Raw genomic sequence first — 24,963 nt, forward strand, 5'->3', positions numbered from 1 at the left:
TATTTGCAAATTGTAAAATATAGATATGAAATTCGATTTAATACATAAAGATCCGTTATCTAAAGCTAGAGCCGGAAAAATTACTACAGATCACGGAGTTATCGAAACTCCAATATTTATGCCTGTTGGAACTGTTGCTTCTGTAAAAGGAGTGCACCAACGTGAGTTAAAAGAAGACATCAATCCAGATATTATTTTAGGAAATACGTACCATTTGTATTTACGTCCAAAAACAGAAATTTTAGAAAAAGCAGGTGGGTTACATAAATTCATGAATTGGGATAGAAATATCTTAACAGATTCAGGAGGTTTCCAAGTGTATTCACTTTCAGGAAGAAGAAAAATTAAAGAAGTAGGTGTGAAGTTTAAATCGCACATCGATGGTTCTTACCACTTTTTTTCTCCAGAAAATGTAATGGAAATTCAACGTACAATCGGAGCTGATATTATTATGGCTTTTGACGAATGTACGCCTTATCCTTGTGATTATCGTTACGCAAAACGCTCGATGCACATGACACACCGTTGGTTGGATCGTTGTATATCGCATCTAGAAAAAGTACCTACAAAATACGGTTATGATCAAGCTTTCTTTCCAATTGTTCAAGGATCTACTTTTAAAGATTTGAGAGCGCAATCTGCAGAATATATTGCAAATGCAGGTGCTGTTGGTAATGCTATCGGTGGATTGTCTGTTGGTGAACCGGCTGAAGAAATGTACGAAATGTGCGAAGTCGTTACAAATATTTTACCACAAGACAAACCTCGTTACTTAATGGGAGTTGGTACGCCAATTAACATTTTAGAAAATATTGCTTTGGGTATTGATATGTTTGATTGTGTGATGCCAACACGTAATGCCAGAAACGGAATGTTATTTACATCTGAAGGTTTCATCAATATCAAAAATAAAAAGTGGGAAGATGATTTTTCTCCAATCGATCCGATGGGTCACACTTGGGTAGATTTAGATTATTCAAAAGCTTATTTACGTCACCTTTTTGTTGCTAATGAATATTTAGGAAAACAAATTGCTACCATTCATAATTTAGGATTCTATATGTGGTTGGTTCGCGAAGCAAGACAACAAATCTTAGCTGGAACTTTCTACGCTTGGAAAGAAAAAATGGTAAAACAAATGGCAACTCGTTTATAATTAAAAGCTTTATATGAAAATAATTGATTGGTACATTTTAAAACGTTATTTGGGAACATTCTTTGTAATGTTGTTGCTTTTTATTCCTATTGGGATAGCCATTGACGTTGCCGATAGAATTAATAAAATTCTTGAAAATAAAGTACCAATCGAAGCAGTTTTGGAATATTATTTAGACTTTACAGTTTATTTTGCCAATATGCTATTTCCTATATTTTTGTTTATTTCCATTATCTGGTTTACTTCAAAATTAGCTAGTAACACAGAGATTGTTGCTATTTTGAGTTCAGGGATTTCATATAATCGATTTCTTAGGCCTTATATTGTTGGAGCAGCGATTATATCTCTAATTGCATTAATTTTTGGTTTTTTTATTGTTCCGCCTGCAAGTCAAGGTTATAACGATTTTCGTTTTAAGTATTTAAAACGAGCCGAAGTTCGTGAAACCATGAATGTGTTCAAACAATTAAGTGAAGATGAATTTATCTATGTAAGTAATTTTAATCTATCTTCTAAAACTGGTTATAATTTTACATTAGAAAAATTTGATGGTAATAAATTAGAATATAAAATTAAAGCAAACAGAATTATTTATAATGACAGTACAAAAGATTATACATTAAAAGGTTATGAAAAACGTATTGTTGGTGAGTTAGACGACAAAGTTGAAAGTGAGCTTCAAAAAAACATGAAATTCAATTTCGAAATGGATGATTTAACTCCAGCTGTTTATGCTGCTGAAACCATGACTTTAGGTGAATTAAATCGATTTATCGAAAAAGAAAAAATGCGTGGTTCGTCAAATATCAATATGTATTTAGTCGTTAAATATAAAAAATACAGTGTTCCAGTTTCGGCTTTTATTTTAACGATAATTGCCGTTGCTGTAGCTTCTACAAAACGTCGTGGAGGAATGGGAGTGAACCTAGCTTTAGGAATCGCTTTTGCATTTACTTACATTTTCTTTGACAAGATTTTCGGAACTTTGGCCGAAGCATCAAGTATAAACCCTTTATTTGCAGTGTGGTTCCCAAATATTGTTTTCGGAATTATAGCTGTTTATTTATTAAAAAATGCTAGACGCTAATTTTAAAAATCACCTTCAACTACATTTTATTGTTTTTATATGGGGATTTACAGCAATCTTAGGTGAATTAATCACTTTAAGCGCATTACCTTTGGTTTGGACTCGTATTTTAATCGCGTTGTCACTAATTTTTGTTTACATAAAAGTTCGAAAAATATCATTAAAATTTTCGCTAAAACTAATTGCAACTTTTATAGTTTGCGGATTTGTAATTGCCTTGCATTGGTTTACGTTTTTTCACGCAATAAAAATATCCAACATCTCAATAACTTTAGCTTGTATTTCTACAGGTGCTTTCTTCACATCGATTTTAGAGCCTATTTTTTTTAAGCGAAAAATAGTTTGGTACGAAGTGTTTTTAGGTGTAATGGTTGTTGTTGGGTTAGGTATTATTTTTAGCGTAGAAACACAATATGTTGCAGGTATTTTGGTAGCGCTTTTTTCAGCTTTTTTATCGGCAAGTTTTTCAATAATCAATGGTAAGTTTGCCGGAAAATATGATTCAAATGGAATCAGTTTTTACGAACTTTTAGGAGGTTTGTTGTTCTTAACTTTCTGTATGTTTTTTGTTGGTGGTTTTACAGCCGAAGTTTTTCATTTTGAAAAATTAGATTGGTTGTGGTTGCTGATTTTAGGTTCAGTTTGTACTGCTTATCCTTTTATTGCTTCAATCAATATTATGAAATATTTATCGCCATATACTTGTATGTTAACGATAAATTTAGAACCGATTTATGGAATTTTATTAGCAGTAATTATCTTTAAAGATAGTGAAAAAATGACACCTGCGTTTTATCTCGGAGCCCTAATTATTTTATTAACAGTGGTTTTAAATGTTTATTTTAAAAACAGGAAAAAAAGAAAAGTTATTTAATAAAAGTTTATCTTTGTCAACTGTAATAAAAAAATCAAACGATAGATAACTATGGAATATTTAGATTTTGAACTTCCAATAAAAGAGTTAGCAGATCAGTTAGAAAAATGTTCGATTATCGGGCAAGAATCTGATGTTGATGTTTCTGAAACTTGTAAAAATATCGAGAAGAAATTAGAAGATACTAAAAAAGAAATATACAAAAATTTAACGGCTTGGCAACGCGTTCAGCTTTCTCGTCATCCAAATCGTCCGTACACTTTAGATTATATCAAAGCTTTATGTGGAGATACGTTTCAAGAATTGTTCGGAGACCGTGGTGTAAAAGACGATAAAGCCATGATTGGTGGAATGGGAAAAATTGGTGACCAAACTTTTATGTTTATTGGTCAACAAAAAGGAACAAATACTAAAACACGTCAATACCGTAATTTTGGTATGGCAAATCCAGAAGGATACCGCAAAGCTTTACGTTTAATGAAAATGGCAGAAAAGTTTGGTATTCCTGTGGTAACTTTAGTTGATACTCCGGGCGCATATCCAGGTTTAGAAGCTGAAGAACGCGGACAAGGTGAAGCGATTGCAAGAAATATTCTTGAAATGTTCCGTCTAAAAACTCAAATTATCACTGTTATTATTGGTGAAGGAGCTTCTGGTGGAGCTTTAGGAATTGGTGTTGGTGACCGTGTTTACATGTTAGAAAATACTTGGTATTCGGTTATTTCTCCAGAATCTTGTTCTTCTATTTTATGGAGAAGTTGGGAGTTTAAAGAAAGAGCTGCTGATGCACTAAAATTGACTTCAATCGATATGAAAAAGAATAATTTAATTGATGGAATTATTCCTGAACCACTTGGTGGAGCTCATTATGATAGAGAAGCAACTTTTGAAACCGTGAAAAAATATATTGTTTCTACTTTCGAAGAATTAAATAAAAAATCTATCGAAAAATTAATTGACGAACGTATGGATAAATACAGCCATATGGGAGAATATAAAGATTAATTTTTTTAACATATCAATTAAAGTCAGAGTTAACGCTCTGACTTTTTAGTTGTTAACAATTTAAATTGACTTGTGAACAACGATAGTGAATAAATTATCATTGATAAGCACAGAATTTTGACTTAAATTAGCTTCATGGAACAGCAAAAAGAAATAGTACCTTTTCGAAAAGAAAATAAAAATGTCATAAGCCTTGAAAAAGGTAAACTTCCTCCACAGGCCGTTGATTTAGAAGAAGCGGTTTTGGGAGCCATGATGATTGATAAAAAAGGAGTCGAAGAAGTCATTGATATTTTAACGGCCGACGCTTTTTATAAAGATGCGCATCGTATTATTTTCGAAGCTATTGATCAACTTTTTGTTGGGAATCAACCTATCGATTTATTGACCGTTTCAACTCAATTGCGAAAAAACGGAAAATTAGAACAAGCTGGTGGCGATTTCTATCTGATTAACTTGACGCAGAAAATCAGTTCGTCTGCACATATCGAATTCCATTCGCGCATCATACTTCAAAAGTTCATTCAGCGTAGTTTGATTAAAATTTCAAGCGAAATCATTGAAGATTCTTACGATGAAACAACCGATGTTTTTGATTTATTAGATAAAGCCGAAGCAAAACTTTACGAAGTGACGCAAGGTAATATTAAAAAGAGTTCTGAAACTGCTCAATCATTAGTAGCTCAAGCAAAAAAGCGAATTCAAGAAATTGGAGGTCGAGAAGGTCTTTCTGGTTTACCAACGGGTTTCCACAAATTAGATGCTTTGACTTCGGGTTGGCAACCGTCCGATTTAATTATTATTGCTGCTCGTCCCGGGATGGGGAAAACAGCTTTCGTACTATCGATGGCGCGTAACATTGCTATTGATGCCAATTTTGGAGTTGCCTTGTTCTCGCTTGAGATGTCATCGGTTCAGTTAATTACACGTTTGATTTCTTCTGAAACGGGACTTTCATCAGAGAAACTGCGTACCGGAAAATTAGAACAACACGAATGGGAACAACTTAACGTAAAAGTTAAAGATTTAGAAAAAGCACCTTTATATATTGATGATACACCGTCGCTTTCGATTTTCGATTTGCGTGCAAAAGCGCGTCGTTTATCTTCGCAACACGGAATCAAATTAATTATTATTGACTACTTGCAGTTGATGACAGCTGGTGGAAACGGAAAAGGAGGTGGAAACCGTGAGCAAGAAATCTCGACAATTTCTCGTAACTTAAAAGCTTTAGCAAAAGAACTTGAAGTTCCGGTAATTGCACTTTCTCAGTTATCTCGTGCCGTTGAAACGCGTGGAACATCGAAACGTCCGTTACTTTCCGATTTACGTGAATCTGGAGCGATTGAGCAAGATGCTGATATTGTATCGTTTATTTACCGTCCGGAATATTATAAAATTGAACAATGGGATGATGATGAAGGAACGCCAACGGAAGGTCAAGCCGAATTTATCGTGGCTAAACACAGAAATGGTGGTTTGGATAATATTCGTTTGAAATTCTTAGGTAAGTTTGGTAAGTTTGATAACTTAGAAGATGGAAATATTCCGTTTGGAGAATTACCTTCACGTATGAATGATGGCGAAGATTCAAATGATTTAACGAAACATTTGCCAAGCGGAAATGCTATTTTTGGAAATCCTTTTGGAAGTGCAGCTAACGACGTACCGTTTTAAAATACAAAATCCTGATTTTACATCAGGATTTTTTTGTTTTATTTGATTAACAACAACCCGATTTTGGATCGCAACATGAACTTGCTTTTTCACCGATTTTAATTTTCGTTTTTTGCGATGGAATTCCGCAAGCATCTTCTGCCAAACAAGCCGTTGTTTTGTTTTTTAGAATAAATACTTTTCCATTAAAATCTAAGTCATATTTTCCGATGGTTTCTGCTTGGTATTCAACTTCGATTTCTGCATCTTCAATTCCAAGTTTATCTTCCGATAGTTGAATGATATTAAGTAATTTGGTTGGTTTAAGTCGATGTTCATAATCATCTGCGTTCCATAATTGAAAGTTTACCGTTTTTTCTGAACGTATAACACCTCCACAATCAATAAAGTTTTTGATTATTTGACCTACTTCGGTCACATGAAAATGTTCAGGAACAAAAGTTCCGTTTTCTAAAACAAATGCTACGTTTTCTAGCGTTGGTAAGATTTGTTTGATTTCGCTTAATTTCATATTTTGATTAATTTTATATTGTAATATTGCGATGTTAAAAATCAAATAAAAACCGTTAGCAACAAGTTTTTACTTCTGTATTCTGATTAAAGAAAAGATTAAATTCAGCTTGAATGTTTTTCCAAATTTCTTCGTTAATACAATAACAAATGGATTTTCCTTCGATGGTTCCTTTTAAAATTCCGATGGATTTTAATTCTTTTAAATGTTGCGAAATCGTAGCTTGTGCCAAACCTAATTCTTCAACCAAATCGTTACAAATACACGACTGTTGATTGATGATGTGTTGTAAAATAGCAATTCGCGCCGGATGGGCCAAAACTTTAAACAGGCTGGCTAAACGGTTTTCTTTTTCAGAATGTAAATCAGTTTTTGTAATTCCCATAATTAAATATTATAACATTGCAATATTACGATAACAAAGTAGTTTTGCAAAAAAAATTCTGATTTTTTGAGCTAATTCGATTCAAATTGATTTAATTATTTTTCTAGTTTGAAAAAAGAGGAACTCAATAATGCTACTAAGGTATAAGCGAAAGTTATTTCAAAATCTTGAGAACCAAAGAGTGTTATAAAGGTGGTAATTGTACCAAGTGTTAAAAAAACTAATCAAAACAAATTTTATATCTCTAATATCTTTATTTCTATGTTTCATTATGTAATCAGTAATAATTAAAATAACGAAGGTAGGTGTTGAGCATATCAAACTTAATAAAAAAGTTAAAGGAAATATTTCAACTAAACCACCAATTTTTGACGAATTTTCTCTACTTAATATTAATGTTAAATCAGCTAAAAAAGGAGCAATGAATAGTATACTTAGCCATATTTTTAAGAGATATTTCCAATGTATTTTTTGCATTTATGAAGTTTGATTTTTTTCTAAAAATAATTAAATTATTTGTTAAAATCAAATCCTTGAAAATCATTCCAAATCCAAATTAATTAAAATACCTTTGCGCAAATTTTCAGCCCAAAAATGAATGCATTAAAATATTATATCGCTGCATTTTCCGCATTTTTTATGTGGGGATTTTTCTCTATTGCGTTAAAAGCGATAACCGCCTATTCGAGTTTTGATATCTTATTTTTTAGAATCGTATTCTCAACATTTTTAATTGTGCTATTCAGTGCTTTTTTCCGTCGTGAAAAATTACAAATCGATTATAAATTATTACAACAATTACCATCCAAAGACAAAAAACGAACCTTATTATTAACATCACTTGGTGGATTATTATTGGGTTTAAATTGGTTTTTGTTTATTTATGTGGTTAATCAAGTAAATGTGCAATCGGCATCGTTTGCTTATTTAATATGTCCGATTATCACCACGTTTTTTGCTTTTATCATCTTAAAAGAAAAAATAGAAAAACACCAATGGTTGGCTATTTTGGTCAGTTTAATTGGATGCGGAATTTACTATACAACCAACCCAAGCAATTTAATTTACGCTTTTGTAATCGCAGCAACTTATGCGATTTATCTGGTTTCACAAAAGAAAAATGTGTATTTCGATAAGTTTAATGTCTTGTTGGTTCAAATGTTTGTTATCTTTCTTTTGGCGTTGCCATATTGTTTTTTGGGAAGTTTTCAATTGCCAACCGAATTTGATTTTTACTTTTATATTTTATTGATTGCGGTACTATTTACAATTGTTCCGTTATATTTAAATTTATTTGCATTAAAAGGAATTTCAGCTTCAACCGTTGGGATTTTAATTTATATAAATCCGATAATTACATTTATTTTAGCGATATTTTATTTTAAAGAATCAATAAATATGTTACAAATTGGATCCTATTTATTAATTTTGTTATCGATTGTGATTTTTAATTACAAAATCATAAATATTAAGAAACTAGAACCTAGCAAAAAATAGCATACAACACCATGAAACAAATTTATTTAGATAATGCTGCAACTACTTCAGTAAGACCAGAAGTGGTTGAAGAGATGATTAAAGTTTTAAGAGCCGATTTCGGAAATCCTTCTTCAACATATTCAGTTGGTCGTCACAGTAAAGCGTTAATCGAAAATGCAAGAAAAACAATTGCTAAACAGTTTAATGTTTCTTCTTCAGAAATTGTTTTTACATCTTGCGGAACCGAAGGTAATAACTGGATTATTCGTTCGGCTGTTCGTGATTTAGTTGTTAAACGAATCATAACAACAAAAATCGAACATCATTGTACGTTGTATTCTATCCAACAAATGGAAAAAGAATACGGAACTGAAATTCAGTATATAAATATTCTTCCAAATTCAGAAATTGATTACAAACAATTAGAAGAATTACTGCAAGATAATATTCCAACTTTAGTGAGTTTAATGCACGTGAATAATGAGGTTGGAACTATTCTAGATTTAAAACGCGTGGCAGATTTATGTATTGCAAATAATGCTTTATTTCATACTGATACAGTTCAATCGGTAGGGAAAGTTGAAATTCCTTTAGATGAAATTCCAGTTGATTTTATTGTTGCAAGTGCACATAAATTCCACGGACCAAAAGGAGCTGGATTTGTTTTTATCCGTAAGAAAAATGTTTTAAAACCATTAATCGTTGGTGGAGAACAAGAAAAAGGTTTACGTGCCGGAACCGAAGCGCCACATCAAGTAGTTGGAATGGCAAAAGCTTTGGAATTATCTTACGAGCATTTGAACGACGAACGCAAAGCAATTACAGAATTACGCGATTATTGTAAAGCGAAATTAGAAGAAAATTTCCCTGGAATTAAAATCAACGGAAACGGATCGACTTTCTATAATGTGTTAAATATTTTATTACCATTTTCTCCCGAAAAAGCGGCAATGATTCTTTTTAATTTAGATATGAAAGGAATTGCAGTTTCAAGAGGAAGTGCTTGTCAATCAGGAAGTCAAAAACCTTCGCACGTTTTAGCTGAATTTTTGAACGAAGAAGATATTAAAAAACCAAGTTTACGTGTTTCTTTTGGACACGAAAATACCAAAGAAGAAATCGATTTTTTAATTGATGTATTAAAAGATGTTTAAAAAATAATTGAAAAAATTATATTTTATATTTTTTAAAACTTGAAATAAATCAAATCCTCAAACCTGTTTTTTACTAAAAACAAGCTTGAGGATTTTTAGTTATAATATTTTGTTTAATGAATTGCATTACAATGTTTTTAGCAGTAAATTTGCACCCAACAACACAAAAGATATGAATTCAGAAACAAATAATCGTTATGCACTTCGCGGAGTATCAGCTCAAAAGGAAGATGTTCATAACGCTATTAAAAACATTGATAAAGGTTTATTTCCTAAAGCTTTTTGTAAAATTGTACCAGATTATTTAACTAACGATGAAGATTATTGTTTGATTATGCACGCTGATGGTGCCGGAACAAAATCGTCTTTAGCTTATTTATATTGGAAAGAAACCGGAGATATTTCTGTTTGGAAAGGAATTGCACAAGATGCATTAATCATGAATATTGATGATTTATTATGCGTTGGGGCAACTGATAATATTTTACTTTCTTCAACTATCGGAAGAAATAAAAATTTGGTTCCGGGAGAAGTGATTTCTGCAATTATCAATGGTACTGAAGAATTAATCGAAGATTTAAAAAAATTCGGAGTTACGATTCATTCTACAGGTGGTGAAACTGCCGATGTTGGTGATGTAGTTCGTACGATTATTGTTGATTCAACAGTTACAGCTCGTATGAAACGCAGCGATGTAATTGACAATGCAAACATTCAACCAGGTGATGTTATCGTTGGTTTAGAATCGTTCGGACAAGCAACTTACGAATCAGAATATAACGGAGGAATGGGGTCTAACGGATTAACTTCGGCTCGTCATGATGTGTTTGCACATTATTTGGCTGAAAATTATCCAGAAAGTTTCGATTCATCTGTACCAAAAGAATTGGTTTATTCTGGTGGAATGAAATTAACGGATGAAGTTGAAAATGCACCAATCAATGCAGGTAAATTAGTACTTTCTCCAACAAGAACGTATGCGCCAATTATCAAAGCAATTTTAGATAAATACAATTCAGAAAGCATTCACGGAATGGTTCACTGTTCAGGTGGTGCACAAACAAAAATCTTACATTTCGTTGACTATGTTCATGTAATTAAAGATAATTTATTCGATGTTCCACCATTGTTTAAATTAATTCAAGAACAATCTAAAACAGATTGGAAAGAAATGTATCAAGTTTTCAACTGCGGGCATCGTATGGAATTATACGTAAAACCAGAAGTTGCAGAAGAAATAATTGCTATCTCAAAATCGTTTCATGTAAACGCACAAATCGTAGGTAGAGTAGAAGCTTCTGAATCTAAAAAATTAACTATTAATTCAGTTTACGGAACTTTTGAATATTAATCCATCACGATTATTGGCAATTGATTATGGCGGTAAACGTACCGGAATCGCTATAACAGATGAGATGCAAATTATTGCTTCGGGTTTAACTACAGTCGAAACCAAACAATTATTTCCTTTTTTACAAGAATATCTTTCTAAAGAAAAAGTGTCAAAAGTTATTGTTGGTGAGCCTAAACGTTTAAATAACGAACCGTCTGAAATTGCTCCAAAAATTGATGAGTTTGTAGTTAAATTCAAGAAATTATATCCTACAATCGAAGTGATCCGAATGGATGAAAGATTTACTTCTAAAATGGCTTTTCAAACCATGATAGATAGTGGTCTTAAGAAAAAACAACGTCAGAATAAAGCATTGGTAGATGAAATTGCAGCAACTATTTTGCTTCAAGATTATTTGAACAGTAAAATGTTTTAACATAAAATAAAGTAATTGCTCGGGTTAATTTAAGAACTTTGCAGCATTATAATTAACGGAAGTTTAAAAGAAATATAATTTTAAAATGTCAACAAACAAAAATACAGAAACCGATGTGGTTTTAATTGGTGCCGGTATTATGAGTGCAACACTTGGTTTAATGCTTAAAGAATTAGACTCAAGTTTATCAATTGAAATCATAGAGCGTTTAGATAGTGCTGCTAAAGAAAGTTCAGATGCATGGAATAACGCAGGAACAGGACATTCGGCTTTTTGTGAATTAAATTATACATCAGAAAAAAATGGTGTTGTTGATACGACTAAAGCGTTAGATATTTGTGAACAATTTGAAGTTACAAGACAATTTTTAACGTACTTATTAGATAAAAAAATCATTCAAAATCCAAGTGAGTTTATTAATCATGTGCCACACATGAGTTTTGTTTGGGGAAATGAGAATGTGAAATTTTTAGAAAACAGATTTCATGCACTTAAGAAAAATCCATTGTTTGCAGAAATGCAATTTTCTAAAGACCCTGCAGAAATCGAAAAATGGGTTCCATTAATTATGGAAGGCAGAAAAGCAAATGAAGCTGTGGCTGCTACACATATGGATTTAGGAACCGATGTAAATTTTGGTGCTTTAACTCGTAAAATGATTTCGCATCAAGCAAGTCAAAACGGTGTAAATGTTTCTTTTGAAACAGAAGTTTATGACGTTAAAAAACAAGCGGACGGACGTTGGAGAATCTTTGCAAAAGATTTAAAAACAGGAGTTCAATATACAATTACTACTAAATTTGTATTTATTGGTGCTGGTGGAGCTTCAATCTTATTACTTGAAAAATCTGGAATTCCAGAAGGAAAAGCTTACGGTGGATTCCCAGTTTCTGGATTATGGTTGGTTTGTAATAACGAAGAATTAGCAAATAAACATTTAGCTAAAGTTTACGGAAAAGCTTCGGTTGGTGCACCACCAATGTCGGTTCCGCACTTAGATACACGTTATATAGATGGTAAAAAATCTTTATTATTTGGACCTTATGCAGGTTTTTCTACTAAATTCTTAAAAACAGGTTCTTACTGCGATTTATTCAAATCTATTTCTACAACAAATATTGGGACAATGGTTGGTGCAGGTTTAGACAATCTAGATTTAACTAAGTATTTGGTTACAGAAGTTATGAAATCAATGGATAAACGTGTTGAGTCTTTACAAGAATATTTTCCTAATGCAAAGAAAGAAGATTGGCGTTTAGAAATTGCAGGTCAACGTGTGCAAACCATGAAACGCGATAAAAATAATAAAGCGGTTTTAGCTTTCGGTACCGAAGTGGTAAACGCTGCAGATGGTTCTTTAGCTGTTTTATTAGGTGCATCTCCAGGTGCATCAACATCGGTGAGCATCATGCTTAAATTAATAAGTAAATGTTTCCCTGAGAAATATAACAGCCCAGAATGGCAAGCGAAGTTTAAAGAAATGATTCCTTCGTTCGGACAAAAATTAAATGATAACCCTGAGTTATTACATCAAATGAGAGAAAAAACTGCTAAATCTTTGGGATTAAGTAAGTAAAAATAGAGCAAAGACCAGTCGAAATCCGACTGGTTTTTTCTTTTAATAAAAATATTTTAAAGAATAAATTCATTTTTGATTTTTATTCGGTTTAATATTAAATTTATAACAACACACATAAAATGAATTTAGAACACAAAGACGACATCAGTCCGGTTTTACCCGAAGGCGTAAAAAACTATTTGATTGATATTGACGGAACCATCACAGATGATGTTCCGAATGAACAACCTGAGCGAATGGAAACATGCGAACCTTTTCCGGATGCTTTAGAAACGGTTAATAAATGGTATGACGAAGGTCATTATATTTGCTTTTTTACTTCACGTACCGAAGAGCATCGAGAAGTAACTACCAATTGGTTAAACAAACACGGTTTTAAGTACCACAGCATTTTAATGAATAAACCGCGTGGTGGAAATTACCATTGGATTGACAACCATATTGTAAAAGCAACCCGTTATGTTGGTAAATTTACCGACTTAGTAGAAAAATCAGCAAACATTCAAGTATTTGAAGAATAATGAAGAAACATAATTTTAGCGCAGGACCATGTATTTTACCTCAAGAAGTTTTTGAAAAATCGGCTGAGGCATTATTAAATTTCAATAATTCAGGATTATCCATCATCGAAATATCGCACAGAAGTAAAGATTTTGTTGCGGTGATGGAAGATACCCGTAAACTAGCATTAGAACTTTTAGGATTAACCGACAAAGGCTATCAAGTTGTTTTTTTACAAGGTGGTGCAAGTATGGAGTTTTTACGTATTCCGTATAACTTCTTAAAAAGTAAAGCAGCATATTTAAATACGGGTACTTGGGCAAACAATGCTATGAAAGAAGCCAAAGCTTTTGGTGAAACTATCGAAGTCGCTTCTTCTAAAAATGAAAATTACAATCACATTCCTAAAGGATTCGAAATTCCTACAGATGCAGATTATTTCCATTGCACAAGTAACAATACCATTTACGGAACGCAGATGAAATCGTTCCCGGAAACGAATGTTCCTGTGATTTGCGATATGAGTTCTGATATTTTTTCACGCACCTTAGACTTCTCTAAATTTGATGTGATTTATGCTGGAGCTCAAAAAAATATGGGAGCAGCCGGAGTTACGATGATTGTAGTTAAAGAAAGTTTATTAAACCAAACGGGTCGTGAAATTCCAAACATTTTAAACTACGCCAAACACATCGAAAAAGAAAGTATGTACAATACGCCTGCGGTTTTTGCCGTTTATACGTGTTATTTAACTTTAAAATGGTTGAAAAACATTGGCGGAATTGAAGCTATCGAGAAAGTTAACGAAGCTAAAGCCGAATTGTTATACAACGAAATTGACCGTAACCCTTTATTTGTTGGAACAGCAGCTACAGCAGACCGTTCAAACATGAATGCAACGTTTTTATTAAAAGACGAAGCACATAAAGAATTGTTCGACCAAATGTGGAAAGACGCTGGAATTAACGGATTAAACGGACATCGTTCAGTTGGTGGATACCGCGCGTCTATGTACAATGCACTTCCGTTAGAAAGTGTTGAAGTGTTAGTAAACGTAATGAAAGAATTAGAAAAAGCAGTAAATTAAAATGAAAATATTAGCAAACGACGGAATTTCTAAAAGCGGAATCAATGCTTTAGAAGCCGCAGGTTTTGAAGTAATCACAACAAAAGTAGCACAAGAGCAAGTTGCCAATTATGTAAACGAACATCAAATTGATGTGGTTTTAGTTCGTAGCGCAACTAAGATTCGTAAAGACATCATCGATGCTTGCCCATCAATCAAAATAATTGGTAGAGGTGGAGTAGGTATGGATAATATTGATGTAGATTACGCTCGCGAAAAAGGAATCAAAGTAATCAACACGCCAGGTGCTTCTTCGGCTTCGGTTGCCGAATTGGTTTTTGCCCATTTATTTAGTGGTGTTCGTTTCTTGCACGATTCGAATAGAAACATGCCTTTAGAAGGAGATTCAAATTTCAACGGATTAAAGAAAGCGTACGCTGCCGGAACCGAATTAAGAGGTAAAACACTTGGTATTGTTGGTTTCGGACGTATTGGTCAACAAGTAGCAAAATTGGCTATCGGACTTGGAATGAAGGTTCTTGCAACCGATGCTTTTATAGAAAAAGCAACCATTACGTTAGACTTCTTCGATGGTAAAACCCTAGATTTTGAAGTAACAACTGTTCCTTTTGATGAAGTAATTACGCAATCAGATTTTATTACCTTCCACGTTCCGGCGTTAGGTGGTTATTTAATTAACGAAGCCGAATTTGCCAAAATGAAAAAAGGCGTTGGAATCATCAATGCGGCGCGCGGCGGTGTCATTAACGAAGTAGCTTTAACCAAAGCTATCGATGACGAAATTGTTGCCTTCGCAGGTTTAGATGTTTTTGAAGACGAACCAACACCAGCAGTTCAGGTTTTAATGAATACACAAATTTCATTAACGCCACATATCGGAGCTGCCACTCTTGAAGCTCAAGACCGTATCGGAACTGAATTAGCAGAGCAAATCATCGCTATTTTAAAATAAATGAATACTGTAATTCTAAACCTGTTTTTAGAAATACATCGTAATAAACGAAAAGCTTCTTATGTTCGCATGAGAAGTTTTTTTTGTTTTTTAACTTTCCAACTTTTTACCACAGATACACAGATGATGAATTCATATCAAAATGATCAATAACACAGATTTGAAACTTTGTTTCAACTTTCGACTTCTTTGGGCAGCTGCTAAAGCACCGCGCTGTCCGTTTCTAGTCCTCGTGTATTTTTTGCAAAAAAACACACTGCGGGCTAACCACTTCCATCGCTGCTACAAGCCAGTAGTTCTGTAAACAAAAGCTTTTAATTATTTGAACTTTTGTTATCCAAAAGCGCTACATTTTTAATAAAACATACAATAGATTTAGATCATTTTGATTCAGTACTTACGACTAAAAAACATCGTTTTTACCCTTTGTTAAGCCTTATAAATAATAGGCTTAAAGAAGTCGAGACGTTTTATTAAAGATAATTATCATTTCATTTAAAAGTTATTCTTTCTATCTAAACTTGTTTATAAGACAAAACCAAAACTTCTAATCATCGTTCGTTTTTTAGATGATTTATTTATATATTAATAAAATTATCAATATTTTATTAGTAAATAACCAGCTATCTGTGTTGATATTTTTTTATATTAGCACAGATAGTGTTATTTTATTAGAATAATCATCTTTAAAAAAATAGATATTTAATTAAAGAAAAGTCCATTCAAAGGTTATCAACATAAACTTGGTTAAATTTTAAAAATTACAACAAGTCTAATTTCTCAATACTAAGAACTCAATACTAAAAAACATACATCATGACAACAAAAAAATTATTTATATATATCATTTTCTCCCTTTGGGGGCTAGGGGGCTTCGCCCAACCTTATCAATGGCAATGGGCAAAAGCCGGTGGAGGTGAAAATAAACTTTTTGCAGATTATACTTCTGGAGGTATTTATGATGACTCGATTTATCATGAAGAAGTCGTTGCTTTAAAAAACACCTCGGATAATAATACCTATCTTTTAAGTCATGTGGGCTACGGAAATACCAATTATGCAGGTACTCCTTTTACTACTTATCATAAACCTTTAGCAATTGATAATTACAGTAACATTTTTTTAAGCAAAGTCGATTGCGAGGGAAATTATCTTTGGCATAAGGTTTTTGGTGGAGGTGCTGGTGAAAATAATTCACGTTCCATGGGAATCGATAGCTCAGATAATGTATATGTAGCAATGCGTGTATGGAACAGAGGTTATCACGACAGTTTAGCCAATATAGCAGGAACCGCTTTTGCACTACCTGTTCATTTCGATTCCAACAGCATCATGGATCCCATTCCACGTAATTGGGGCGGTGTAACATTACCAAATGTAAAATCTCCAGCACATAAAAAATTAGCCTTAATCAAATACGACAACGCTGGTGAATTTCAATGGTTACGCATGCCGCAGAGTGATTCGTTAACGCTTAATACAAGTAATGCTTTTGATTATGGCGTAACTGTTGAACCTAACGGTACTACGCATTGGTTAGTAAGTATGGGAAACGGTACTCACTTAGATGGTACCATTAACATTTCAGGCTTAGCTCAAAACGAACAGCAATTTTATATTTTAAAATACGACAGTAACGGTAATTCGTTAGGATACCTACCCGTTCCTTTTCGCCCTAATACAGAGAGGTACCACTCAAAAAGAATAAATTTCACTTACGATCCTTTAACCCAACAGTATTATTTTACGTCTTGGCGCGATACAAATGATAGTGATGAATTTGTCACCATCATTAACAACCAAGAATATAGAACTTCTATACTCATTTGTTTCAATGCCACTGGGCAAGTGCTGTGGACCAAAACAGCAAATAATACATGGTCGGCTCTAGTCCAAGGTTTGCTAATTGATGAGCAATCCAATGTCTATGTTTCAGGAATTGGCACAAAAAAAACTATTTTACCAAATGGGTCTAATGGTCCAGAAGACGGAAACTTTGGTGGTTATCAATTTAATAATCAATCAGGACGTCAGTCCTTTGTAATCAAATTTAATGCACAAGGGAATCTACTATGGGGCTCTAACGCAGACGGAATATTTATTCCAGGTTCAGGTGGCTCTAGTTCTGAAAGTACCCGAAGTATGACTATTAATGGAGATGAACTGGGGGTTGGTACCGGTTTTTATAACAATACTTGGGGTGCTTTTGGTATCACAGGTCAAACAGTAGGTGCATTTAGTGATCCTATATTAATACGTTTAAATAAAAACACAGGGGTTCCTGTTGGTGGGCATCGCATACAAGGCCCTAATGGCTTCCGTGAAGGTTTAACTGCCGTTGAAACCGACAAAGACGGGAATTATATAGTTGGTGGATATATGCGTACGCTGATTTTTGGTGATGGTATGGGTAATAATCATCCGATCATTGGTCAATTAAATAAAGCTAACCCAGGTAGTAATACCGATTTCTTTATTGCCAAACTAGCTAAAAACACTTGTAATTATCTCGATACCGATACGTTTACAAATTTAAATTTAAAAGTTTACCCTAACCCAACAACAAACAACGTATTTATAGATACCCCAGAAAACTTAACGACTTACGAGGTTTATAACATTTTAGGGCAACGTTTGGTTAGCAACTCGTTTAATGGAGACAACTCCATTTCGTTAGAAACCTTTGCACCAGGTACGTACTTCATCAAAGTAACTACCGACCAAAACACCCAAGCAACCGTTAAAGTGATTAAGAAGTAGTTTTTAGTTTTTAGTATTGAGAACTGAGTATTGAGATTTTAGTATTAAGAATTAGGTAATTTGGAAATGTTCATAACGCTTGTCACTCTGAACTTGATTCAGAGTCTCAAAAACAAACCAATAGATGATTAATTAATTTGAAAATTTGGAAATAAACAGTTACAAATAAAAATAATTTTATTTATAAAATGCTAATGTAAAAAAAGAAGCTTCTGGTTTACTAACAAGAAGCTTCTTCAATTTTATTTTTTATTTTGGTAGCTTAGGTTCAGACTCTCTTAAAACCGTTGTGCTTAACGATTTCAAGAATGCTTCTAAAGCATCTAATTCGTGTTCGTTTAATTCTAACGGTTTCAAATGTTCAGAAGTAACCGGGAACATCGGATCATCTTCTTGACCTGGTTTCGGTTTTAAATTCGGCATTCCTGCGTTATATAAATTCAATAAACCTCTAATGTGCGGGAAAAAACCGTTGTGCATATATGGTGCTGTAGATTCTAAATCACGTAAACTTGGTGTTTTAAACTTTCCAATATCAGTTAAATCTTTGGTGATGTGATATCTTCCTAAATCTTCGTGTTTACGTTGAAAATACGTTAAACCTGCATTATGAAATTGATTGTCTGAGAATGTAGGGCCATTGTGGCAATTGATACAACGTGCTTTGGTTCTGAATAAATGTAAACCTTCAACTTCTAAATCACTTAATTTGGTAGAATCACCTTCGATGAATTTATCGAATTTAGATTTTCTACTAACAATGGTTCTTTCGTAAGTGGCAATGGCTTTTGCAATACGATCTAAGGTAATTTCGTCGTCACCAAATGCTTTAGCAAACGCTTCTTTGTAACCTTTTATTTTTTTGATATTTTTTGTAGCAACATCCGGATGTGTGTTCATTTCTTTTACGTCTTCCATCGGAAAACGTACTTGATCTTCTAATGAAATTGCGCGTCCATCCCACATAAAAACTTCTCCGTAACCTACGTTTAAAATAGTTTTAGAGTTTCGAGTTCCTGGAGTTCTACCAAATCCGTGCGAAACACGTTTTCCATCGCTCCAACCCAATTGCGAATCGTGACAAGAAGCGCAAGCAATTTGACCTGATTCTGATAATCTTGGATCAAAAAACAATTGTTTTCCTAAATCTCTTTTTTCGTCTGAATACAAATTGTCTTCAGGAAAAGTCATTTCGGGTAAAACACCAATTTCTCTAAAATTCACAACAGTAGAATCTAACGTTGGTTTTGGCCAAGTTGATGGATCTCCGCTGCTATAAAGTTTTTTTAGATCACTTATTGAGTAATAAGGTTCATTATTAAAATCAAATTTTCCGGCTGCTAATAACGCAAATGTAACCGCTCCGAAACTTAATATTTTAAAACTATTTTTCATTCTAATAGAATATCGAAACTCCTGTGTTTATGTAATGGTTGGTACCATTAATTTGTTGCTCTTGTTTGTTGTTTTTCAAAGCACTCAGATTCTGATAATCGATATTTACACGCAATGTTTTTCCTTTTTTTAATTGTACATCATAATACAATTTTACTTTAGATAACAGTTTACTTGTTCCGTCGTAAATATGATCGTGAATGATGACCTTATTTGCAAAATCTTGATCTTGCGTGATGGCTTTATAATCAAGTTGGTTCTTTAAAAGTTGGTACGTTCCTGCTTCTAAATGCGCAAATAACTTATTATTCTTATTTAATCTAAATTCTTTGTTTGCAAAAATACTAAATTGTAATGAATTAATTTGCTTATTTGTGCTTCCTAATAAGTCAATGGCTGTTAAATTATCTATAAAAATTTGACCTCCAAAAGCTGTTTTTAAATCAGATTGTGAATCTTTTAAATAGTTAACATTTATGTTTAAATTCTGATTTTTTAATTGATAATTTTGAATAAATGTTCGTGTGTTAAAATTTTGCTGTTTGCTAAAATTAAAACTTGCACTAGCAATTAATTGATCTTTATCGAATTGTTTGATGTAAATTCCGTTGATATGATGCGCAATATTTCGCAGTTTATATCTTACGTTTTCTTCGTTTTGAATGGGTGTGTTTGATACTGATGAGAATTCGTTTTTCTGATAAAAATTATTCATCGATTTGGCATATTGATAAAACAAACTCAAGCTTTGTGAGTTGGTTTTAAAAGTATATCCCAAATTAAAACCTTTGGTTGTATTTACATTATTGAACTTTTGATACGTATTATCGTAAATATTAAATCCGTAACCTGTAGCTAGTTTGATGTAATATAATGAATCTGAACTTGGATTCAGATATGTGTTTTCATAATAAATAGTTGTAAGTTCATCTTTTTGATTGTACAAACCTCCAACCTGAAGGGTGCTTTTTCCTAAGGTATAAGCTGCATATCCGTCAAAACCCATTTCGTTTGAAGTGATTTTAGGACGCGGATCTGATTTTCTGGCAAATGCTTCGTTTCTATATTTTACTTTTGCTCCAATTGCAAATGCGTTTGTAATGTCGTAAATAATACCACCTGTAAAGGCATAAAACTGATTGGTCCAATCTGCTTTTTTAGGTGAATAATAATAATTGGTTGGTAAGATCATTTGATCTTCTGTTCGGTTACTTGACAAGTTGTAACCAAAGTTTTTTTCGTTTTGTTTGGTGAATTTAAAATCTCCAAAGACAGAAATTTTTTCACTAAAATGATACAACCCTTCCGATGAGAAATTATAATTTAAAACTTCCTCTGGTGTTTGTTGACGTTTGATGTTTAAATCTTTAAAGTCAATATTAACTGAAGTTTTAGTATAATTTTTAAGTTTAAATTGATTGATGATCATTGGATTTTCCCACACATACGATTTCACTTCAGCAAAGTGTTCGTTTTTGGATAGGTTAATACTATCATTGAGCTGTGCATTTGCAGCACAACTCAACAATAATATAAATAAATATTTGTTTACTTTAAACATTATTTAATTTTTAGTTTGCGAAACCTTTTGGATTTGCTGTAACTTCTACAAAATCTTCTGCAGAATTGTTTGTGTCTTGTAAAATCTTACGTCCGTTTGCTGTAGTTTTTGTTTTTCTCATTACCGATTTACTAGAGAAAGCAGCCGTGATTTTTGTTGATGAATTATCAATTGAACTTGGTAATCTTTGAGGTAAAGCACTTGAAGTATTTGCGTGTTGTGTTTCAACTCCGTCGATAATAATATTTACTGGAATTTGTAAATTAAACTTCGTTTGTGAAGTTCCTGTGTTAACAATCTCAGTTACATCAGGAGTAGGAAAATCTTTATAATCTAAAGTTTCCGTTCTAAAAATCACATAAGAATCTCTTCCTTGATTATCCATTAAGAAATCTTTATTACCATTCCAAAAACCTTCGCGCCCCCAGTATCCAATTAATAAATCCGGAACTGCTGGGTTTGCTAAATCGTATTTATAAGGTTCTTCTCCAATTTGAATTCTAAAGTTTCCTAAATAAGCTTCAAAATCTGCGTTGCTTAAATCAATCGTTAAATCTGGATTTACAATAGGTATTTCTTCACCAGTTAAATCAACTAAAGGTGCTTTATGGTTTTGTGCACTTTGAGCAATCACAATACTTTCTCCTGGTTGAATTGGATATTGAGTTCCATTACCTGGAATTTGGAAAACATAATCAGCATAAACATAATTTGTGTTTGCATTGTTTCCAATCGTCATTCCAAGTGATTGTGACCAATCCCATTGTCCGTTTGTTTGCGTTTTAGGGTGCGCTGTATTATTCATTTTACCCATTACTTGCGCAATATAAAGACCATCGGCATAAATCACTTCGTTAGAGTTATTGAAAATCTCAATAAATTGATCTCTAAATGAAGCACCTTGTTGTGCGTGCGATCCACCGTAATAAATTTGTTTGATTACTAAATCACCTAAACGAGCTGTTTTTAAAGTTAAACTACTCATCGTATTATTAGTATTAATCACAATTTGATTTAGGTTTGCATTAAAAACAACTTCTTCAGTTTCTAGAGCATATCCAAAAGTAGCTGTAAATTCTGCAGCACTTAAAGTAACCGTTGCATTGATGTCGTAAGTTCCTGGTAAAACCGAACCAAAATTTGCATTACCTTGCGCATCAGTTGCCATTACATATTCGTCAGATGTATTGGTATTTTTTAATTTAACCGAAACGTTTTTTGAAGCTAAATTATCAAACGTTTCATCATAAGTTACAGAAACTTTGTAGTCAATTGGTTGCGCACCTGCTTGTGAGAAATCATCGTCTGAACAAGAAAATAATGCGAATGCTGATAAAGCAATTAAAAATTTATTTTTCATATTTTTAGTAATGTTTTATATTAAAAGGTAAATTCTATTTTAGTTCCGAATGATAAATTAACCATATCATTTCTTACACGTTGTACTGGGACTCCGTTTTCGTTCACGTTTTCTAAAGGTTTTAAGTTTAAGAAATTGTTTACGTAGAATGAAAAACGAAAACCGTTTAAGAAATCTTTAGAAACGCGTAAGTGAAAATTGTGATAAATCCCATCTAGCTTTCTATTATCTGTTGAACGTGATCTGAAAATATGGCCGTATTTTTCTGTATCATTTTGATCGACTTCTGGAATTAAATGCTTATCTAAATTTGCATCTAAGTACGCATAAGGTTGCGTGTTTCGGTCATAAAATTCATCTCTGATTAAGAAATGCTCTGAGCGAACAGAAACGATTAATCCTAATGTTGGATTATGATACGTTAAGTTTGCACCAACTTGAAAGTTTTTATACTTGATATCATAAGGTTTAAAAACTCCGTAAACTTCAGGTTTGCTAACTTGCGTTGAACGCAAATACGTATCGATGTTATTTCTGTTAGTTGTTTCAACGTAACTTCCGTTAATATCCAACGTTACATTTTTAATCAAGTTTGGTTTTAACGACAAGAAAAACTCAATTCCTCTATCGGTAGAATTGTATTTATTCACAATACGATTCTGGAAATAATAATAATCTTTATATCCAACAATTTCATAATCTGGTGTAGTTGTTCCGTTGTTTTCAACCTCAATTTCGGCTAAAGGTCTGATGATTGGATAAGCTTCATCTGTAATTCCTTTTTTTAATTTGTTTTCGTAAGCCGTTATGTTTAAAGTTCCAAAAGGCAACATCACATCATAACCAATTTCTGCACGATACGATTTTGAAGGTCCTAAATTTGGATTGTTAATATCGTCAATAAACGTTTGAACAAAAGCTACATTGTAAACACCAGGTAAACGATAATCGCCTAAAACTACATCGTAATATCTTGGTCCGGTATAAATTTGATTTAAAGATGGAGCTTTTCCTGTGATTCCGTAACCTGCTCTGAATTTCATTTTTGGAATTTCGTAATAGGCATTTACACGTGGTGCCAACATATTAATTCCGTAAAAATTATCGTAACGTAAACCACCTGAAACATTTAACTTACTATTTTCAAAAAAGTGAACCATTTCGTCTTCAATGTAAGCAGAAAAAATAGTTTCAGCTTTTACAAATTGCCCATAATTAAACGGACGAAATCCAACACCACCATCGCCAGAACCAAGCGCATAGAAATTAACTTGAGAATCAGGAGAACCTAATCGTCCTTTTCCTTTGTTGTCACTCATACGATATTCAACTCCGTAATTAAATAAGTGATCGGTGTTTGTAAAACTCAAACTTTTACTAAAATTTGCCGAGACGAATGCGCTCAAAGGTTTTCCGTCAACAGCTTTTTCATATCTGTAAGATGGTGCTGTGTACGAACCTAAATAAACACCTTCTTCTAAACTTGTTCCGATAACTTCACCGCCCACATTTACAGTTTTTGCATCGTACGAATATTGTTTGGTGTATTTGAAATTGGCATTTACATTTAAATTATCAAACAATTTTTTATCGGCATTCCATTTAAAACGATTAGAAAATCCAAAATCAGTTCTGTCGTTTTTTGTAATCTGATTGTCTTTATTTTCTGCTTCGTAATTGGCGTTATCTTTATTAAAGCCATAATCGAATGAAAACGAGTTTCTGATTTTTTTAGATTTATCATTCCAAGTCCACATCAATTGGGTATTGATGCGCTCGTAAGATGTGTAACTTGACCTTGGATCTGAATTGGAATCTAAGTAATCGATGGTTGCGTTTAAAGCTCCTGCGCGTTCGCCTAATCTAAAACCTTTGGTAAACGTATGTTGCATGGTTCCTTCTCGTAACGAACTAGAAATTTTGAAAGGTGAAACCCCTGCACGTTGTTCGATTTTGATTAATCCAGATGTTAAATCTCCGTATCGAACAGAAGGGATTCCTTGAACAACTTCGATACTTTCGATATTGTCAGTTGCAATTCCTCTTAAATCAGAGCCAAAGTTTGCATTGGTAAAACTTCCGTTGAATGATGAGGCACCATCTCCAAAACCAATGTAATTAGGAGAAAATGTAGATCCTTCATTAGATGCATACGATTGCATATTTTCATTGTTCGACATCGGAATTCCATCTAAATAAATGGCAGTTCCAAAAGATTTATTTCCGAAAGCATTATTTCCAATTGTTCGTGGTCTAGCAGTTCTGAAAGCAATGGTTTTAAATTCGTTTAAAGTAAAATTTGTTATGGATTGTCCTGGTAATAATTCTAAAACATCGTTTAACGACATTGCTTGTACTTGATCAATTTGTTCTCTTCCAAGTTTGATTTCAGAAAATTTATCTGCTTTTTTTACATTGATAACCAATTCGTCTAAACGTAAATCTTGATCATCTAAATAAATGGTTTGAACTTTACTAAACGTTTCTGGAGTAAAAGTGATTATTTTTTCTTGTTTACCTAAAATTTTAAAAGCTAATTTTAAATTTTTAGCAGCAGTAAAATCCATTACAAAACTTCCGTCTGTATCGGTTAAAACCCATTTTTGAGATTGTACATTTTCAACAATAACAGATGAGATAGGTTCACCTGTTTCTGTACTCAAAACAATTC

Annotated in this window: 20 protein-coding genes; 14 read left to right on the forward strand and 6 right to left on the reverse strand. The window is 32.9% G+C overall.

Annotated features, from left to right (window positions below; translation table 11 throughout):
* The first annotated feature begins 25 nt into the window (after positions 1-25).
* The 5 genes from tgt (at position 26) to dnaB (ending at position 5,799) form a co-directional block, all read left to right on the forward strand.
* Positions 26-1,156 (forward strand): tRNA guanosine(34) transglycosylase Tgt, encoded by a 1,131-nt coding sequence (gene tgt, locus HW119_RS09790; RefSeq protein WP_177763910.1) that lies wholly within the window; start codon positions 26-28, stop codon positions 1,154-1,156.
* A gap of 13 nt (positions 1,157-1,169) precedes the next feature.
* On the forward strand, positions 1,170-2,243 hold the full coding sequence (locus HW119_RS09795) for an LptF/LptG family permease (protein ID WP_177763912.1): 1,074 nt from the start codon (positions 1,170-1,172) through the stop codon (positions 2,241-2,243).
* Positions 2,230-3,117 carry a DMT family transporter gene (locus tag HW119_RS09800; protein WP_177763914.1) on the forward strand — a complete coding sequence of 296 codons (888 nt, stop codon included), beginning with the start codon at positions 2,230-2,232 and terminating at the stop codon, positions 3,115-3,117. Before HW119_RS09795 ends, HW119_RS09800 begins: the two co-directional genes overlap by 14 nt.
* Positions 3,118-3,168: 51 nt before the next feature.
* Positions 3,169-4,122, forward strand: coding sequence for an acetyl-CoA carboxylase carboxyltransferase subunit alpha (locus tag HW119_RS09805; RefSeq protein ID WP_177763916.1), 954 nt, complete (start codon positions 3,169-3,171; stop codon positions 4,120-4,122).
* Between the two features lie 135 nt (positions 4,123-4,257).
* Complete coding sequence (gene dnaB / locus HW119_RS09810; RefSeq protein WP_177763918.1) at positions 4,258-5,799, forward strand: replicative DNA helicase; 1,542 nt, start codon at positions 4,258-4,260, stop codon at positions 5,797-5,799.
* A 46-nt stretch (positions 5,800-5,845) separates the two neighbouring features.
* On the opposite strand, the gene HW119_RS09815 is transcribed toward dnaB, so the two are convergent.
* Together HW119_RS09815 and HW119_RS09820 are read right to left on the reverse strand one after the other, a co-directional pair.
* Positions 5,846-6,310: a DUF6428 family protein gene (locus HW119_RS09815; RefSeq protein ID WP_177763920.1), complete on the reverse strand. Its 465-nt coding sequence runs from the start codon at positions 6,308-6,310 to the stop codon at positions 5,846-5,848.
* Positions 6,311-6,365: 55 nt separating this feature from the next.
* Positions 6,366-6,695 carry an ArsR/SmtB family transcription factor gene (locus HW119_RS09820; RefSeq protein ID WP_177763922.1) on the reverse strand — a complete coding sequence of 110 codons (330 nt, stop codon included), beginning with the start codon at positions 6,693-6,695 and terminating at the stop codon, positions 6,366-6,368.
* 594 nt (positions 6,696-7,289) lie between these two features.
* On the opposite strand from HW119_RS09820, the gene HW119_RS09825 reads away from it, so the two are divergent.
* The 9 genes from HW119_RS09825 to HW119_RS09865 all read left to right on the forward strand — a co-directional run bounded on the left by HW119_RS09825 (position 7,290) and on the right by HW119_RS09865 (position 17,976).
* Entirely contained in the window at positions 7,290-8,192 is a 903-nt protein-coding gene (locus HW119_RS09825; RefSeq protein WP_177763924.1) for an EamA family transporter, read from the forward strand.
* Between the two features lie 11 nt (positions 8,193-8,203).
* Positions 8,204-9,328 (forward strand): cysteine desulfurase family protein, encoded by a 1,125-nt coding sequence (locus tag HW119_RS09830; protein ID WP_177763926.1) that lies wholly within the window; start codon positions 8,204-8,206, stop codon positions 9,326-9,328.
* Positions 9,329-9,500: 172 nt separating this feature from the next.
* On the forward strand, positions 9,501-10,679 hold the full coding sequence (locus HW119_RS09835; RefSeq protein ID WP_177763928.1) for an AIR synthase related protein: 1,179 nt from the start codon (positions 9,501-9,503) through the stop codon (positions 10,677-10,679).
* Positions 10,669-11,097, forward strand: a complete 429-nt coding sequence (ruvX, locus tag HW119_RS09840) for a Holliday junction resolvase RuvX (protein WP_255497856.1) — start codon at positions 10,669-10,671, stop codon at positions 11,095-11,097. Before HW119_RS09835 ends, ruvX begins: the two co-directional genes overlap by 11 nt.
* Before the next feature lie 85 nt (positions 11,098-11,182).
* Positions 11,183-12,673 (forward strand): malate dehydrogenase (quinone), encoded by a 1,491-nt coding sequence (mqo, locus tag HW119_RS09845; RefSeq protein WP_177763930.1) that lies wholly within the window; start codon positions 11,183-11,185, stop codon positions 12,671-12,673.
* Between the two features lie 122 nt (positions 12,674-12,795).
* Positions 12,796-13,197: a phosphoheptose isomerase gene (locus HW119_RS09850; protein WP_177763932.1), complete on the forward strand. Its 402-nt coding sequence runs from the start codon at positions 12,796-12,798 to the stop codon at positions 13,195-13,197.
* Entirely contained in the window at positions 13,197-14,264 is a 1,068-nt protein-coding gene (gene serC / locus HW119_RS09855) for a 3-phosphoserine/phosphohydroxythreonine transaminase (protein ID WP_177763934.1), read from the forward strand. Before HW119_RS09850 ends, serC begins: the two co-directional genes overlap by 1 nt.
* A 1-nt stretch (position 14,265) precedes the next feature.
* On the forward strand, positions 14,266-15,216 hold the full coding sequence (locus HW119_RS09860) for a D-2-hydroxyacid dehydrogenase (RefSeq protein WP_177763936.1): 951 nt from the start codon (positions 14,266-14,268) through the stop codon (positions 15,214-15,216).
* An 816-nt stretch (positions 15,217-16,032) separates the two neighbouring features.
* A complete protein-coding gene (locus HW119_RS09865; RefSeq protein ID WP_177763938.1) occupies positions 16,033-17,976 on the forward strand; it encodes a T9SS type A sorting domain-containing protein in 1,944 nt (647 codons plus the stop codon).
* A gap of 249 nt (positions 17,977-18,225) precedes the next feature.
* On the opposite strand, the gene HW119_RS09870 is transcribed toward HW119_RS09865, so the two are convergent.
* Genes HW119_RS09870 through HW119_RS09885 form a run of 4 tightly spaced genes read right to left on the reverse strand, consistent with a single transcriptional unit; the run spans position 18,226 to position 24,955 of the window.
* On the reverse strand, positions 18,226-19,371 hold the full coding sequence (locus HW119_RS09870; RefSeq protein WP_177763940.1) for a cytochrome-c peroxidase: 1,146 nt from the start codon (positions 19,369-19,371) through the stop codon (positions 18,226-18,228).
* Between the two features lies 1 nt (position 19,372).
* On the reverse strand, positions 19,373-20,932 hold the full coding sequence (locus HW119_RS09875) for a DUF6850 family outer membrane beta-barrel protein (protein WP_177763942.1): 1,560 nt from the start codon (positions 20,930-20,932) through the stop codon (positions 19,373-19,375).
* Between the two features lie 10 nt (positions 20,933-20,942).
* Positions 20,943-22,292, reverse strand: coding sequence for a DUF4876 domain-containing protein (locus tag HW119_RS09880; RefSeq protein ID WP_177763944.1), 1,350 nt, complete (start codon positions 22,290-22,292; stop codon positions 20,943-20,945).
* Positions 22,293-22,312: 20 nt separating this feature from the next.
* Complete coding sequence (locus HW119_RS09885; RefSeq protein ID WP_177763946.1) at positions 22,313-24,955, reverse strand: TonB-dependent receptor plug domain-containing protein; 2,643 nt, start codon at positions 24,953-24,955, stop codon at positions 22,313-22,315.
* Between the last annotated feature and the right edge of the window lie 8 nt (positions 24,956-24,963).

It is taken from the genome of Flavobacterium sp. I3-2, assembly GCF_013389595.1.
GTDB lineage: Bacteria > Bacteroidota > Bacteroidia > Flavobacteriales > Flavobacteriaceae > Flavobacterium.

What these genes read in the sequence shown, in the direction of transcription:
- tgt (WP_177763910.1), top strand. Translation starts at nt 26, where the DNA reads ATGAAATTCGATTTAATACATAAAGATCCGTTATCTAAAGCTAGAGCC.
- HW119_RS09795 (WP_177763912.1), top strand. Translation starts at nt 1,170, where the DNA reads ATGAAAATAATTGATTGGTACATTTTAAAACGTTATTTGGGAACATTC.
- HW119_RS09800 (WP_177763914.1), top strand. Translation starts at nt 2,230, where the DNA reads ATGCTAGACGCTAATTTTAAAAATCACCTTCAACTACATTTTATTGTT.
- HW119_RS09805 (WP_177763916.1), top strand. Translation starts at nt 3,169, where the DNA reads ATGGAATATTTAGATTTTGAACTTCCAATAAAAGAGTTAGCAGATCAG.
- dnaB (WP_177763918.1), top strand. Translation starts at nt 4,258, where the DNA reads ATGGAACAGCAAAAAGAAATAGTACCTTTTCGAAAAGAAAATAAAAAT.
- HW119_RS09815 (WP_177763920.1), bottom strand. Translation starts at nt 6,310, where the DNA reads ATGAAATTAAGCGAAATCAAACAAATCTTACCAACGCTAGAAAACGTA.
- HW119_RS09820 (WP_177763922.1), bottom strand. Translation starts at nt 6,695, where the DNA reads ATGGGAATTACAAAAACTGATTTACATTCTGAAAAAGAAAACCGTTTA.
- HW119_RS09825 (WP_177763924.1), top strand. Translation starts at nt 7,290, where the DNA reads ATGAATGCATTAAAATATTATATCGCTGCATTTTCCGCATTTTTTATG.
- HW119_RS09830 (WP_177763926.1), top strand. Translation starts at nt 8,204, where the DNA reads ATGAAACAAATTTATTTAGATAATGCTGCAACTACTTCAGTAAGACCA.
- HW119_RS09835 (WP_177763928.1), top strand. Translation starts at nt 9,501, where the DNA reads ATGAATTCAGAAACAAATAATCGTTATGCACTTCGCGGAGTATCAGCT.
- mqo (WP_177763930.1), top strand. Translation starts at nt 11,183, where the DNA reads ATGTCAACAAACAAAAATACAGAAACCGATGTGGTTTTAATTGGTGCC.
- HW119_RS09850 (WP_177763932.1), top strand. Translation starts at nt 12,796, where the DNA reads ATGAATTTAGAACACAAAGACGACATCAGTCCGGTTTTACCCGAAGGC.
- serC (WP_177763934.1), top strand. Translation starts at nt 13,197, where the DNA reads ATGAAGAAACATAATTTTAGCGCAGGACCATGTATTTTACCTCAAGAA.
- HW119_RS09860 (WP_177763936.1), top strand. Translation starts at nt 14,266, where the DNA reads ATGAAAATATTAGCAAACGACGGAATTTCTAAAAGCGGAATCAATGCT.
- HW119_RS09865 (WP_177763938.1), top strand. Translation starts at nt 16,033, where the DNA reads ATGACAACAAAAAAATTATTTATATATATCATTTTCTCCCTTTGGGGG.
- HW119_RS09870 (WP_177763940.1), bottom strand. Translation starts at nt 19,371, where the DNA reads ATGAAAAATAGTTTTAAAATATTAAGTTTCGGAGCGGTTACATTTGCG.
- HW119_RS09875 (WP_177763942.1), bottom strand. Translation starts at nt 20,932, where the DNA reads ATGTTTAAAGTAAACAAATATTTATTTATATTATTGTTGAGTTGTGCT.
- HW119_RS09880 (WP_177763944.1), bottom strand. Translation starts at nt 22,292, where the DNA reads ATGAAAAATAAATTTTTAATTGCTTTATCAGCATTCGCATTATTTTCT.